Annotated in this window: 11 protein-coding genes and 1 tRNA gene; 11 read left to right on the forward strand and 1 reads right to left on the reverse strand. The window is 41.7% G+C overall.

Annotation, left to right across the window (positions count from 1 at the left end; all coding sequences use genetic code 11):
- Nucleotides 1-337 precede the first annotated feature (337 nt).
- The 6 genes from aspA (SHALO_RS13050) to SHALO_RS13075 all read left to right on the forward strand — a co-directional run bounded on the left by aspA (SHALO_RS13050) (nt 338) and on the right by SHALO_RS13075 (nt 8,584).
- Nucleotides 338-1,768 carry an aspartate ammonia-lyase gene (gene aspA / locus SHALO_RS13050; protein WP_069478900.1) on the forward strand — a complete coding sequence of 477 codons (1,431 nt, stop codon included), beginning with the start codon at nt 338-340 and terminating at the stop codon, nt 1,766-1,768.
- A gap of 181 nt (nt 1,769-1,949) precedes the next feature.
- On the forward strand, nt 1,950-3,356 hold the full coding sequence (gene aspA, locus SHALO_RS13055; protein ID WP_069478901.1) for an aspartate ammonia-lyase: 1,407 nt from the start codon (nt 1,950-1,952) through the stop codon (nt 3,354-3,356).
- A gap of 123 nt (nt 3,357-3,479) precedes the next feature.
- Complete coding sequence (locus tag SHALO_RS13060; protein ID WP_069478902.1) at nt 3,480-4,781, forward strand: anaerobic C4-dicarboxylate transporter; 1,302 nt, start codon at nt 3,480-3,482, stop codon at nt 4,779-4,781.
- A gap of 232 nt (nt 4,782-5,013) precedes the next feature.
- Nucleotides 5,014-6,006 (forward strand): type II asparaginase, encoded by a 993-nt coding sequence (locus SHALO_RS13065; RefSeq protein ID WP_202968819.1) that lies wholly within the window; start codon nt 5,014-5,016, stop codon nt 6,004-6,006.
- 83 nt (nt 6,007-6,089) lie between these two features.
- A complete protein-coding gene (locus SHALO_RS13070; RefSeq protein ID WP_069478904.1) occupies nt 6,090-7,940 on the forward strand; it encodes a sensor histidine kinase in 1,851 nt (616 codons plus the stop codon).
- Nucleotides 7,937-8,584, forward strand: coding sequence for a response regulator transcription factor (locus SHALO_RS13075; protein ID WP_069478905.1), 648 nt, complete (start codon nt 7,937-7,939; stop codon nt 8,582-8,584). Before SHALO_RS13070 ends, SHALO_RS13075 begins: the two co-directional genes overlap by 4 nt.
- Here SHALO_RS13075 and SHALO_RS13080 read toward each other — a convergent pair.
- Nucleotides 8,579-9,199: a lytic transglycosylase domain-containing protein gene (locus SHALO_RS13080; RefSeq protein ID WP_069478906.1), complete on the reverse strand. Its 621-nt coding sequence runs from the start codon at nt 9,197-9,199 to the stop codon at nt 8,579-8,581. The two genes, SHALO_RS13075 and SHALO_RS13080, sit on opposite strands and share 6 nt — an antisense overlap.
- Nucleotides 9,200-9,497: 298 nt before the next feature.
- On the opposite strand from SHALO_RS13080, the gene SHALO_RS13085 reads away from it, so the two are divergent.
- The 5 genes from SHALO_RS13085 to SHALO_RS13100 all read left to right on the forward strand — a co-directional run bounded on the left by SHALO_RS13085 (nt 9,498) and on the right by SHALO_RS13100 (nt 13,927).
- Nucleotides 9,498-10,283, forward strand: a complete 786-nt coding sequence (locus SHALO_RS13085) for a transporter substrate-binding domain-containing protein (protein ID WP_069478907.1) — start codon at nt 9,498-9,500, stop codon at nt 10,281-10,283.
- Between the two features lie 135 nt (nt 10,284-10,418).
- Nucleotides 10,419-11,087: an amino acid ABC transporter permease gene (locus SHALO_RS13090; RefSeq protein WP_145923265.1), complete on the forward strand. Its 669-nt coding sequence runs from the start codon at nt 10,419-10,421 to the stop codon at nt 11,085-11,087.
- Between the two features lie 210 nt (nt 11,088-11,297).
- A tRNA-Sec gene (locus tag SHALO_RS15315) sits at nt 11,298-11,396 on the forward strand.
- A gap of 320 nt (nt 11,397-11,716) precedes the next feature.
- Nucleotides 11,717-12,382, forward strand: a complete 666-nt coding sequence (locus SHALO_RS13095) for a hypothetical protein (protein ID WP_069478909.1) — start codon at nt 11,717-11,719, stop codon at nt 12,380-12,382.
- A 465-nt stretch (nt 12,383-12,847) separates the two neighbouring features.
- Nucleotides 12,848-13,927, forward strand: a complete 1,080-nt coding sequence (locus tag SHALO_RS13100) for a Fic family protein (RefSeq protein WP_069478910.1) — start codon at nt 12,848-12,850, stop codon at nt 13,925-13,927.
- The last annotated feature ends 13 nt before the right edge of the window (nt 13,928-13,940 follow it).

The raw sequence follows: 13,940 nt of genomic DNA on the forward strand, positions 1-13,940 counted from the left end.
TTGTTTTATGGTATAAATTAATATATAACGTATATTGCTACTTTACACGTTCATAAAATGAATAAAATCCCTTATAAAAGGAAATAAAACTGTAAATAAACTCTCTTATATCGATATTAAAAAAAAGTATAACGATTATTTAACTCTAAAACTTCTTAATATCGCGTTAAAGAAATATTAAATGTCTATAAAAAAATCACAAAAATGAATAAAATTTAACCACTCTCTTTTAAAGGAAATTAGCCTAAAAAGTAATCTTTACATGTAAAGATTTTGTAGCCCTTGAATGCTATAATGTACCCACACAACGAGACTTAAAAATGCAAGGAGCTAAAGCGTGCGTACTCGAATCGAACATGATCTTATCGGCGATAAAGAGATTTCTAATGCGTGTTATTACGGTGTTCAAACGGCGCGAGCTATGGAGAACTTTCACATCACGGGGGTGACACTGGGAAGCTTTCCTACTTTCATTGAGTCCATCGCCAAAGTTAAAAAAGCGGCAGCGCTTGCCAATTTTGAGTTAGAACTTTTAGCAGAGAACAAGAAAAATGCGATCGTGCAGGCGTGCGAAGCCATTATCGCGGGTAAATTCCATGACCAGTTTGTGGTCGATATGATCCAAGGAGGGGCTGGAACTTCGACCAATATGAACGCGAATGAAGTGATCGCCAACATTGGTTTAGAGATTTTGGGGCACCAAAAAGGCGAATACATCTACCTGCATCCCAACAACGACGTCAACCTTTCGCAATCCACCAATGATGCTTACCCAACCGCCCTTCGCGTCGCACTGTATGAAAAACTAGGTGAGCTTGGCGAGTCGATGGCAATCATTAAAAACTCGTTTGCTAAAAAAGCGAGTGAGTTCAAAGATGTCATCAAGATGGGGCGAACCCAACTCCAAGACGCGGTTCCTATGACGTTAGAGCAAGAGTTTCGAACTTACGCCGTGATGATCGGCGAGGACATCCAACGTGTGCATGAAGCAAGACAGTTAGTACGTGAGATCAATATGGGAGCTACCGCGATTGGAACGGGCATCAACGCGCATCCTGATTATGCTAAAACCGTGGAAGATAAACTGCAAGAGGTGACGGGGCGTCCGTTTATCACCGCGGGTGATTTGATCGAAGCGACGCAAGATACGGGCGCTTACGTGCAAATATCGGGTGTTTTGAAACGCGTCGCGACTAAAATGTCCAAAATCTGCAATGATCTTCGTCTTTTAAGTTCAGGCCCAAGGACGGGTTTTGGCGAGATCAATTTACCTGCGATGCAACCAGGTAGCTCCATTATGCCTGGCAAAGTCAACCCTGTTATTCCCGAAGTCGTGAACCAAGTCTGTTTCCAAGTCATCGGCACTGACATCGCCGTGACGATGGCGTGTGAAGCGGGACAACTGCAACTCAATGTTTTTGAGCCACTCATCGCTTACAATCTTTTCAACTCGGTCAATATGATGAAAAACGCCTTTGAAGCACTCGCGTATACCTGCGTGGATGGCATCACGGCAAACAAAGAGCACTGCAAAAATTTGGTGCTCAACAGCATCGGTCTTGTCACGGCACTCAATCCTTACTTAGGCTACGAAAACTCCACCATCGTTGCCAAAGAGGCGTTAGAAACTGGCGGTTCGGTGTATGACATCGTTTTAGCCAAAGGGTTGCTCGCCAAAGAAGAGTTGGATGAGATCATCAAGCCAGAAAACATGATCCAACCCCACAATTTCGGTCTTTCCGAGAAAAATAAGTTCGAAAAACTCTAACTAAACAGGGGCTTTGGCTCCTGTTCTTTCCTTTACATGTAACCGCCAGTATCACTTAAATTTTATATATACACATTAATTTCATTCTTTCAATCTTTTTTTAAAATCTTTTCCAAAAAGTCATTTTCAAGTCTCTTTGGAGGTTTAAACTTCCACTACCTTTAAATCTTAAGGAGACACAATGTCAACTAGAATAGAACACGATCTAATCGGCGATAAAGAAATATCGAACGAATGTTATTATGGCGTGCAAACAGCGCGCGCAGCGGAAAACTTCCACATTACAGGTATCACACTTGCAAAATTCCCAACCTTCATCACTTCCCTTGCTAAAGTAAAAAAAGCGGCAGCTCTTGCCAACTTTGAACTAGGACTTCTTGCAGAGAACAAAAAAAATGTGATTTGTGAAGCGTGCGATGAGATCATCGGCGGTCAATACCATGACCAATTTGTGGTCGACATGTTCCAAGGCGGAGCAGGTACCTCCACTAACATGAATGCGAACGAAGTCATCGCAAACATCGGACTTGAAAAAATGGGTCACAAAAAAGGTGACTACAAATACCTTCACCCAAACAATGACGTCAACTTGTCTCAATCCACCAACGATGCGTACCCAACCGCACTTCGTGTAGCTCTTTTTGAAAAACTTGGCGAACTTACCGTTTCGATGAGTATCATCAAAAATTCATTTGCTAAAAAAGCATTAGAGTTTAAAGACATCATCAAAATGGGTCGTACCCAACTTCAAGATGCCGTTCCTATGACACTTGAACAAGAATTCAGAACCTATTCCGTTATGATCGGTGAAGACATTCAACGTGTGATTGAAGCGCAACAATTGATGCGTGAAATGAACCTTGGTGCCACAGCGATTGGTACAGGAATTAACGCTCACCCTGATTATGCAAAAACCGTTGAAGGCAAACTTCAAGAAGTAACAGGACGCCCTTTTGTAACGGCAGGTGATCTTGTTGAAGCAACACAAGATACAGGTGCTTATGTACAAATCTCTGGTGTTCTTAAACGTGTAGCAACAAAAATGTCAAAAATTTGTAATGACCTTCGTTTATTAAGCTCAGGCCCAAGAACAGGTTTTGGCGAAATCAATCTTCCAGCAATGCAACCAGGTAGTTCAATTATGCCAGGTAAAGTTAACCCAGTTATGCCTGAGGTTGTGAACCAAGTATGTTTCCAAGTTATCGGTACAGACGTTGCGGTTACTATGGCATGCGAAGGTGGTCAACTACAACTTAACGTCTTTGAGCCTGTTATCGCGTTCAACCTTTTCAACTCTGTAAACATGATGAAAAACGCATTTGAGGCATTGGCTTACACCTGCGTTGATGGCATCACAGCAAACAAAGAGCACTGCAAAAATTTGGTCCTTAACAGCATCGGTCTTGTGACAGCGCTTAATCCTTTCATCGGGTATGAAAACTCAACTTCGGTTGCCAAAGAAGCGCTTGAGACAGGCGGTTCAGTCTATGACATCGTTCTTGCGCGTGGTCTTTTAGCAAAAGCAGAGCTTGATGACATCATCAAACCCGAAAATATGATCAAGCCTCGTACCTACGACAAAAAGTAATAACAAAAACCGCTATTGCTAAAACTTCTGCCGACTTGTTCGGCTAGCTTTAGCACCACAGCGGTTAGCGTAGCACCAAGAGCTTTGCTCTTGGTGCGTTATGAAAATAAAAAAGGAGTTTCCATGTTATGGTTAGAAGTCATCGTTGTTCTTGGCGCCATCTTTTTTGGTGCAAGACTAGGTAGTATTGGTATCGGGTATGCGGGTGGCGTAGGCGTTTTGGTTTTAACGCTGGGAATGGGACTTAAACTAGGTTCAATGCCTATTGATGTAATCCTTATCATCATGTCCGTTATTGCAGCCATTGGCGCAATGCAAGTGGCAGGTGGACTTGATTATATGGTCAGTATTGCGGAGAAGATTTTACGTAAAAATCCTAAACAGATCACGTTTCTAGCACCTGTTGTCACCTATGTGATGACATTTTTTGCAGGAACGGGGCATACGGCGTTTGCAACCTTGCCGGTTATTGCCGAAGTGGCGAAAGAGCAAGGCATTCGTCCTTCTCGTCCTTTAAGCATCGCGGTTGTTGCGTCTCAAATTGCGATCACCGCATCTCCTATTTCAGCGGCCGTTGTTTTTGTGAGTGGCGCATTGGAGAAACAAGGCATTGGGTACTTAGAGCTTTTAGCGGTCTGTATCCCTTCTTCGTTTCTGGCATGTATGTGTGCAGCCGTTGTGGCAAACTTCTTGGGAAAAGATCTTAAAGATGATGAAGTCTACCAAGACAGACTCGCTAAAGGTCTTGTTAAAACCAGAGGTACGACCAAGATCGAGATCAAACCAGGGGCAAAACTCTCTGTTGTGATCTTCCTTGTCGCGATTTTGTGTGTTATCACCTATGCAACACTGATCAGCGGTAAAGTGGGCTTGATTAAAAACCCTGTGCTGGGTCGTGACGCGGCGATTATGCTCTTTATGTTTGCGGCGGCTACGTTTATCTCTGCCTTTACACGCATTGACACGGCGCAAGTGTTGAACTCTTCTACGTTTAAATCCGGTATGAGTGCATGTATTTGTGTACTGGGTGTCGCATGGCTTGGTGATACGTTTGTTGCAAATCACATCAACGAAATCAAAGCGTTTGCAGGCGATCTTCTTAACGTCTATCCATGGATGCTAGCAGTCGTTCTTTTCTTTGCAAGTACCCTGCTCTACTCTCAAGCGGCAACAGCGAAGGCGCTGATTCCAAGTGCATTATTACTAGGTGTTTCACCCCTTACCATCGTAGCTTCGTTTGCAGCGGTGAGTGCACTGTTTGTTCTTCCAACCTACCCAACACTGATTGCAGCGGTGGAGATGGACGATACGGGCTCAACACGCATTGGTAAATTTGTCTTCAACCATCCTTTCATTGTTCCTGGTGTTGTGGCGATTGCACTCTCGGTTGCTTTTGCCTTCGTCATCGGCGGTATGATCTTATAAAAGAGTCCGCAAGGACTCTTTTGACACGGCTTTGGGGCAAAGCTCCAAAGCCTACGCTAGCCGCTTGGCGCTGAAGCTTGCCTCTTCGAGGCAGAATAATATAAAGTAGCCTTCTTATCGGCTCTTTTGGGAGCCGATCCTTTTTACATGTAAACCAACTTTTCAAAGGAGTATAAGAATGAATTTTTTACGCACTTCACTCATGGTGACACTCATTGGTGTCTCTTCACTCATGGCAAAACCAACCATTGCCATTTTAGCAACGGGCGGAACCATCGCAGGTTCTGGTACATCTGAGCTTAAGAGCTCTTACTCAGCGGGCGCTGTCACGGTCGATAAATTACTTGCTGCGGTTCCTGCTATCAATGACATGGCAACCATCAAAGGCGAGCAAATCTCTAGCATTGGCTCTCAAGAGATGAATAACCAAGTGTGGCTCAAACTCGCCAAACGTGTCAATGAACTTCTAGCGCAACCTGACATCGATGGTGTCGTTATCACCCATGGAACAGACACCGTTGAAGAGACTTCGTATTTTCTAGACCTTACCGTCAAAAGTAAAAAACCCGTCGTTTTTGTAGCCGCTATGCGCTCTTCTACCTCTATGAGTGCAGATGGTCCGATGAACCTTTTCAATGCAGTTAATGTTGCAATCAACAAAGAGACTACTGGCAAAGGTGTTGTCGTTGTCATGAACGATGAAATTCACAGTGCACGTGAAGTCACGAAAGTCAATACCAGTTCTGTTAACGCATTTGCTTCTCCAAACAGCGGTAAAATCGGTACAGTGTATTATGGCAATGTTGAGTACTACATGCAACCAACCCGTAAACACACCGTTGCGTCTGAATTTGATGTGAGCAAACTCGAAGATTTACCACGCGTGGACATCGTTTACGCTCATCCTAATGACACCGATGTCATGGTCAAAGCAGCCGTTAGCGCAGGTGCAAAAGCGATCGTTCATGCCGGTATGGGCAATGGTAATCCTTTCCCCCTTACCCAAGATGCTCTTGCGGACGCAGTTAAAAAAGGTGTTGTTGTCGCTCGTAGTAGTCGTGTCGGCAGTGGTAGTACCACGCTTGAAGGCGAAGTAGACGATGCCAAATACGGCTTCATCACAACCACAACCCTCAATCCTCAAAAAGCACGTGTTCTTTTAATGTTGGGTCTCACCAAAACCAGCGATAAAAAAGCACTTCAAAAGATGTTTTTAGAGTATTAGAAAAACACTCCATCTCTCTTGGCGGGGAGATGGAGAACCCTTTACATGTATGCTATAATAGATGTAAAAAAGAGACCATTTCAATGAAAAAATTCGTGTTGTTTTTAATGGTTTTTAGCTTTTTTTATACCCCCTCTCTCTTTGCCCATGACAAAAAAATCCTCATTATCAACTCGTATCACCGAGGCTTTCAATGGAGCGATGATGTGCTTGTTGGAATGGAAGAGGTTTTTTACAACCATCCTGAAATCACCACAAACATTTTATACATGGATTCTAAGCGTATTAGCTCTGAGGAGTACTACGCGAAACTGCGCGAACTCTACAAACTTCAACTCAGAAACCATCAGTATGACCTTATCGTTGCGGTTGATAAATTCGCGTATGATTTTATTGTCAAATACTACCATGAACTCTTCACAACGGAGCCTGTTTTGTTTACAGGGTTGGAACAATTTGAGATCGAAGATATTCAAAAAGAGGGGCTGGAAGATCGAGTTTATGGCATTTTAGAAAGACGTGCCATTCCTGAGACAATCCCGATGATTGCTAAAATGATGCCCAGCCTTAAAAAACTCTACATCATCAACGATGCGAGTGCCAATGGCGATGACAGTGAACCTTTTATACGCCAAGCGATGAGTGAGCACAACAGTGAATTTGAGATCGAGTATATCCGCTCTTCCACACTTGAAGAGCTTGAAGAGCGCTTTTCCAAACCGAACAAAGAAGAAGCGGTCTTTTTCATCCGCTTTTACAACGACAAATACGGCAATCTGTATAAAAACAGTCAAATCGCTTCCATGATCAACAAAAGCGCTTTGCCCGTTTTTATCACTGACACACTTTTCATCGAAAAAGGTGCGTTTGGCGGTAAACTGGTTCCTGTCAAAAGCGTGGGACGAATCACGGGTGAGATGGTCATCGATGTGCTCGATAAAAAACTTCAACCTTTACATGTAAAGACACTCATTGAGTACCACTACCAATTTGATGTGCAAAAAATCCAACAGTTTGGGCTCTATCCCAACGCCAGTGTTAAAGCGTTTGAGCTTGTGAATGCGCCGCTAACGTTTTTTGACAAGCACCGAAAATTCGTCGATGCCGTCTTTTTGATCTCACCTTTTTTACTCTTTTTGGTTTTGGGGATTATTCATAACATCTACATGCGTATTCGCAGCGAAAAGGAACTGAAGGCGATTGAGCTGCAAAAAAATAAACACCAGCAGTTCATCATCCAACAGTCCAAGCTCGCCGAAATTGGCGAAATCTTCTCTTCCATCGCGCATCAGTGGAAAAATCCTTTGGTCGAGATCGCAACCATCGCACAAGAGCATGTTTACAGCTCCGCCGACCAAGGCGATGAACAGAGTAATGAGTATGTGAACGCCATCATGGTGCAAGTGCGCTACATGACCGACACGATCAACGACTTTCAAAAATTCATTATGCCTTCCACGCAACGAACGGTTTTTGATGTCAATGAGGCGATTGAGACGATGATGAAAATCATCAGTCATAACATCAAATACAACTACATTGACGTCAGCATCGATGTAAGCCATGCCACAAACGTAATGGTCAGCGGCTATAAAAATGAGTTTATGCAAACCCTGCTCAACATCGTCAACAACGCCAAAGATCAGATCAAAGAGACGCGCGAGAACAAACAGATCAAGCGAGGGATCATCTCCATTCGCATTTACAATCATTCCAAAAAAGTCATTATCGACATCAAAGATAACGGCGGAGGCATCCCCATCGATAAACTCCCCAATATTTTTGATGCCTACTACACCACCAAAGAGAGTGGTCATGGGATCGGTCTTTACATGTCAAAGCTCATCATCGAAGATAAAATGGGCGGAAAAATACGCGTAAGCAACACCTTAGAGGGCGCTTGCTTTTCGATTACACTAGGAAATATATCATGAAAATTTTGGTTTTAGAAGACAACGAACGCCTTGCCAATGTCATCAAAAGTGTCCTCACCAAAGAGGGATACACGGTCGATCTGTTTATGGACGGCGAAAAAGCACTGGACGCACTCAACCGTGGGTATCACTGCTTTATTTTAGACATCAACGTCCCATCCATCGATGGACTCTCTATTTTAGAGACGATTCGCATCTACCATAAAGAGATTCCTGCCATCATCATCAGCTCTAACCATGATCTGGAAAAGATCCAAGCGTCGTACGAGATCGGCTGTGATGACTACCTCAAAAAGCCTTTTTTCATCTATGAACTCGTCCAAAAAGTGAAAAAACTCTGTCATAAGCCAACATCGACGATTTCTTTGTGGATCGGCTACACGTATGACTATGCCAACCATCGCTTGTTTGATCCGAACATGGAAGAGATCAAACTCGCCAAAAAAGAGGGGATGTTTTTAGACCTTTTTATCAAAGATCGTCACCGCGTGATCACTTTTAGTGAACTTGAAGAGTATGTCTGGGAGGGCGAAGAGACGAGTGTTTTAAATATGCGCGCACTCATTAAGCGTTTGCGTAAAAAACTCCCTGAAGGTGCCATAGAGATGATCAAAGAGGTAGGCTACCGCTTGGGCGAACTATGATGGATCGCGGTAATAGAGCTTAGTTTTATCTTTTTGGTACGAACTGTAGAGTTTTTGAAACTCTTTGAAGACTTTTGCAGAGTAAGGATTGTCATTGATCTTGCCATTGTACGCGTTGATGGCATCTTTGTTGTTTTTGTGTCTCGCAAAACAGGTCGCTAAGATGTAGGCTCCGACTTGAATGTTGATCTTTGGCTCGAAAAGGTCGTACAACGAAATATTGGCTTTATCAAGAAGTGGCTTATGAATCGAGTTGATCTGCATGATGCCCATGTCAAAACGCGGATAGTTGTTGGTGTAGAGAAAATGCACCACATGGCTGGCTTCATACTTGTTTTTGCTCCTGATCGCAATGACCTTCGTGTGTTGCTTGCTCTCAATCCCTTTTTGCTTTAAAAACGCACTCAGTCTTTGCGCTTGCTCTGGCGTCATCCTATCGGCGCTAAACGCCACCACATAGCGGTCAAGATCACTCTCAACCTTGGCGATAGAGTACAAAAGGCGCGGCTCAATGCCGTAAATCTGCCCTACTTTGACCCAAATATTTTCACCTTGATTTGCCTGCGCCGCCCACATCAAAAGAGGAAAAAATAGGAGTATAAGTATGCGAAACATCTATGATTTTCCCCCTTTTCTTAAATTGACTTCATTATAAATGAAGCAAACTTTATTCTCTATAAAGCTCTTTTTTTTGCATTTTTATTGATCCAAATAAAGCATATCGTGGTTAGAACATTTCTCCTTTTCTGTTTTTAAAAATACAAGGTTCTGAGAATTGGGACTATGCGTACCCTAAGATCTTTACATGTAAAAAGTCAAACGTGTACCCTGACATTTTTTTGCTTTGACTTCCTAACCAATCCCTAAGAAAACTCTGAATACAATAAAGAAATCTCTTCAAAAAGGAAAGCGGATGTTCAAGCAACTTATCAACATTTTCATTGGGCTTAGTCTTTTTACAACGCTTGTAAATTCAGCCGAAAAACCACTCATCGTTGGTATGGAGTTACAATACCCTCCTTTTGAAATGAGTGATAAAAATGGAACGCCCACAGGTGTGAGTGTGGACGTGGCAATGGCTCTTGGAAAATACCTAGGGCGCGAAGTGCAAATCGAAAATATTGCGTGGGATGGGCTGATCCCCTCTTTGAAAACTGGGAAAATCGACCTCGTTATCTCGTCGATGACGATTACAGATGAGCGCCAAAAAACGATCGATTTTTCGATACCCTACGCACAATCAAACTTGGCAATTTTGGCGAATAAAACCAGTAACATTCAAGACATAGAAGCGTTAAATCAAAAAGGCAAAAAGATTGCTGTGAAAAAAGGGACAACGGGGCATCTTTATGCAAACCAGTACCTTAAAAATGCTGAGCTTTTAGTCTTCGATAAAGAAAATGCCGCCGTGCTAGAAGTGATACAGGGCAAGGCAGATGGCTTTTTGTATGACCAACTCACCATCTATAAAAACTGGACAAATCATAGAAGCACAACCGTTGCACTGTTGAAGCCGTTTCAAGAAAAGCCTGAATACTGGGGCATGGCTATCAAAAAAGGCAATGATGAACTACGAGAGCACGTCAATGCGTTTATCAAACAGGCTAAAAGCGACGGCACGTTTGACGCATTGTCTAAAAAGTACCTTGCAGAAGCCAGAGCTACGTTTGATAAGCTTGGTATTGCATTTTTCTTTTAAGGAAAAACCATTTTACATGTAAACGATTTTTTCATACAAATCATTGACCAAAAAGAGAGTGTAAAAACCAAAAAAAGCGTTTATATTTTTAACTTTTTACTTCTTACGTGTATCATCACCACCATCGTTTATAGCATGTTTACGGCTATCTCGTATGAGTTTCACTGGGATACGATCTACGCGTACAAACAGAAGTTTATCGATGGCTTTTTCATGACGATCGTTATCTCCTTTTTTGCCTTGATCTTAAGCCTTATCATCGGGGTTCTTTTTGCTTATGGGCAAAATTCCAAGGTGATTCTTTTGCGGTTTTTTTCGCGGTTTTATATCGAGCTCATTAGAGGAACGCCTCTTTTGGTGCAAATCTTGATATTTTTTTATGTCTTTGCCAACAACCTTGGCTTTAACAATCGCTACATCGTGGGAACGGTGATTCTTGCTCTGTTTTCAGGGGCATACGTGAGTGAGATTATCAGAGCTGGCTTACGAAGCATCCACAAAAGTCAGTACGAATCCGCACAATCACTGGGCTTCACCCCATTTCAAACCTATCGCTATATCATCTTTCCCCAAGCTTATAAAAGAATTATCCCTCCGCTGACGGGTCAATTTGCCTCCATCATCAAAGACTCATCCTTGCTTTCCATCATCTCAATCAGTGAGTTTACGATGAATGCCCAAGAGGTCAATGCCTACACTTACTCGACCTTAGAGAGTTACATACCCCTTGGCATTGGGTACCTCATGCTCACCTACCCTATCTCTTTTTGGGCAAAAAAGCTTGAAGAACGGATGAAAGATTAGGCGGGTCATTCTTTTTTGATCGCATCTCACTCTTTACATATAAACTAAAACAGCCACACGAAGCGTAACCGTTTATCAAAAATCACCAAAACCATCTCCACTCGTGCTTTTCAGACACGCGTGCGGTTCGATACAGAGAGAAGCTGCACCAATAGACCCTCCATAAAGCTCTTTTTTACGTTGACTTGGTTAAAATATTTCTCCTTTTGCGGGGGGTATGTGACTCTGGTGTGCACCACGGCCTTCAAAGCCGATTGGAGGGGCAGTTGACTGTCTCTTGGTAAGTTCGATTCTTACACCCTCTCGCCAACTTTCAAATCATCAAAAATATACTACTTTAAGTGCCTGATTCTTAAAGATTTACAGTCATTAGAGCCACACTTAAAGGGTTCCTCGGGAATGAGCCCACAAAAATCTCTATAGATAATCAAAGAATACTTAAAGAAGAATAATTATTAGTGTGTCTTATAAAACAGACTAATAACTAACTTACTAAAGGAGTAACTTATGGCTCTAACTAGGAGGATTCTATCATTGAATTAAAGTTACAAGGCTTTCTCAATAGTATTTCATATATTTGATTTATGCTAAAATCTCACATTTATTATTTTGCATATAAAAGGTGTTTAATGTCAAAAATAAGAGAATTGATTAATATTATAGGTGGTATTTCTTTTCAAATCATTTTTGCTTGTTTTTTGTATATAAGTACAGGCTTGTTTATCATGTCAATGTATGAGTGGTATCAAAAAGGTATGGATTTTAGCTTATTTAATCCTTATTATGCAGTACTTCTAGCGTCTTTAATAGCTGGGTATGCTGTCCTTGTTAATATAATAGAGAAAGAAAGTGATAAAAGAGCAAATGATAAGAAAGAACTAGAAAGGTTGAAGAAGTTTTTTAATGCTCATGTAAGACACTTACTTAGTATTGTTATTAATACAAAACAAAGTTTAGAAAACAAGTTAGAAGCTATCAGTTCTCAAGATTTTCCATCTTATAATGCAAACGATATGAATAAGTTCTTTTTCCCAAATCAAACACAGTCAATACTACTGGAAGTAATAGAGCATTTATTAAGCACTGAATATGGTAAGTTGTTAATCGAAGAGGAACTAATCTTACTACTTAAAATGAAACATCTTCTTGTTGAGGCAATACATGGGTCTTCTTCTCTTATTACAAATTCAATATTAACACCCGATGATTTTATTAGTTACAAGATGCTAGTCAATAAATCAATACTAATGCTCAAAAACCTTGAAGATACTATACCAATGCTAATCCGTAACTAGGATATCATTTGAAAGTACTTTATATATAGGAGAGAAGGAAGGCTGTAAAATTCTGACAAAAATACTAAAAATCTCTGAAAGGTCATATCTACGTCTTACGAAAGCAAAAGTCCCCCCGTAGCCCTTCCCTCTGTTCAAAAGTAAGTGCGTACGAGGACGATAGAGACACTTTATCACGTTAGACTGACTCATAGCACACCTTCAAGTCTTCCACACACTCACAATACATTTTACTTCATTAGATCACTCATCTTGTTAACTCTTGACCATGAAAAATGCTTACATGTAAGGTATCAACTCGAACAAACCCAGCAGTTTTAAAAGCACTTTTGCAACCGATATTTGTGTAAAAAATCAAAAAAATGACTCATTTCCAAAATACTTGGGTAAAATAATGAAAAAATTACTCATATTTATAATACATGGGTAATTTGCTACAAAAATGACGCATATCAAAGGGGTTTCATGGCTGATGAGTACATTCCCGCACCGCTTCCGCTTTCCATCGACTTAGAGACAAAAGAAATTCTTAAAAAAGTCATCAGTGCCAATCGTGCCTTAGCCGAACTCAAAGGCGTGGCGAACTCCATCCCCAATCAGCACATCTTGATCAATGCCCTCTCTTTGCAAGAAGCCAAAGACTCTTCGGAGATTGAAAATATCATCACAACGCACGATGAATTGTACCGTGCGAGTGTGAGCAGTGCCGCTATCTCCCAACAAGCCAAAGAGGTACAACGCTACCGTGAGGCGCTTTATACTGGGTTTTCATTGATTGGGGAGCATCGTTTATTGCTCAAAAAGCATATCATCGAGATTCAAAAAGTGCTAGAGGGCAATGATGCGGGTATGCGTTCCCAAAGCGGAACGGTACTCAAAAATGAACAGAGCGGCGAAGTCGTTTTTATGCCACCGCAACATCCACAAACCATCCAAGCTTTGATGGATAATTTGGAGCAGTACATCAACGCGCCCAAGCTTGATGACCTTGATGCGCTCATCAAAATGGCGATTGTGCATTATCAATTTGAAGCCATTCACCCTTTTTACGATGGCAACGGCAGAACGGGGCGCATCGTCAATATCCTTTTCCTGATGCTCAGTGGGCTTTTAGAAATACCCATTTTGTATCTTAGCTCTTACATCATCAAAAACAAGTCGGAGTATTACCGTCTTTTAAGAGCCGTGAGTAGCGAGGGCGCATGGCAAGAATGGGTGCTTTATATGCTTGAGGGCGTTGAACAAACAGCACAAAAGAGCATCGTGCTTATCAATGCTATCAATGCAACGATGCAAGAGAGCAAAGAGATTATTTTAAAAGCCTTGCCAAAACTCTACTCTAAAGCGTTGTTGGAGTTGCTTTTCAAACACCCCTACACCAAAATCAACTTTTTAGTCGAAGAGCTTGGCATCACACGCAAAACTGCTGCAAACTACCTCAAAGCGTTGGAAGAAATAGGCATATTGGCGAGTGAGAAAAAAGGAAGAGAAGTCTATTTTATCAATAAGCGTTTGTTTGAACTGCTTAAAAATAGCCATATTTGAGCATTAAGCTTTT

It is taken from the genome of Sulfurospirillum halorespirans DSM 13726, from assembly GCF_001723605.1.
Lineage (GTDB): Bacteria > Campylobacterota > Campylobacteria > Campylobacterales > Sulfurospirillaceae > Sulfurospirillum > Sulfurospirillum halorespirans.

Excerpts from the sequence above, each read along its gene's own strand:
- aspA (WP_069478901.1), top strand. The coding sequence starts at position 1,950 with ATGTCAACTAGAATAGAACACGATCTAATCGGCGATAAAGAAATATCG.
- SHALO_RS13060 (WP_069478902.1), top strand. The coding sequence starts at position 3,480 with ATGTTATGGTTAGAAGTCATCGTTGTTCTTGGCGCCATCTTTTTTGGT.
- SHALO_RS13065 (WP_202968819.1), top strand. The coding sequence starts at position 5,014 with ATGGCAAAACCAACCATTGCCATTTTAGCAACGGGCGGAACCATCGCA.
- SHALO_RS13070 (WP_069478904.1), top strand. The coding sequence starts at position 6,090 with ATGAAAAAATTCGTGTTGTTTTTAATGGTTTTTAGCTTTTTTTATACC.
- SHALO_RS13075 (WP_069478905.1), top strand. The coding sequence starts at position 7,937 with ATGAAAATTTTGGTTTTAGAAGACAACGAACGCCTTGCCAATGTCATC.
- SHALO_RS13080 (WP_069478906.1), bottom strand. The coding sequence starts at position 9,199 with ATGTTTCGCATACTTATACTCCTATTTTTTCCTCTTTTGATGTGGGCG.
- SHALO_RS13085 (WP_069478907.1), top strand. The coding sequence starts at position 9,498 with ATGTTCAAGCAACTTATCAACATTTTCATTGGGCTTAGTCTTTTTACA.
- SHALO_RS13090 (WP_145923265.1), top strand. The coding sequence starts at position 10,419 with ATGTTTACGGCTATCTCGTATGAGTTTCACTGGGATACGATCTACGCG.
- SHALO_RS13095 (WP_069478909.1), top strand. The coding sequence starts at position 11,717 with ATGTCAAAAATAAGAGAATTGATTAATATTATAGGTGGTATTTCTTTT.
- SHALO_RS13100 (WP_069478910.1), top strand. The coding sequence starts at position 12,848 with ATGGCTGATGAGTACATTCCCGCACCGCTTCCGCTTTCCATCGACTTA.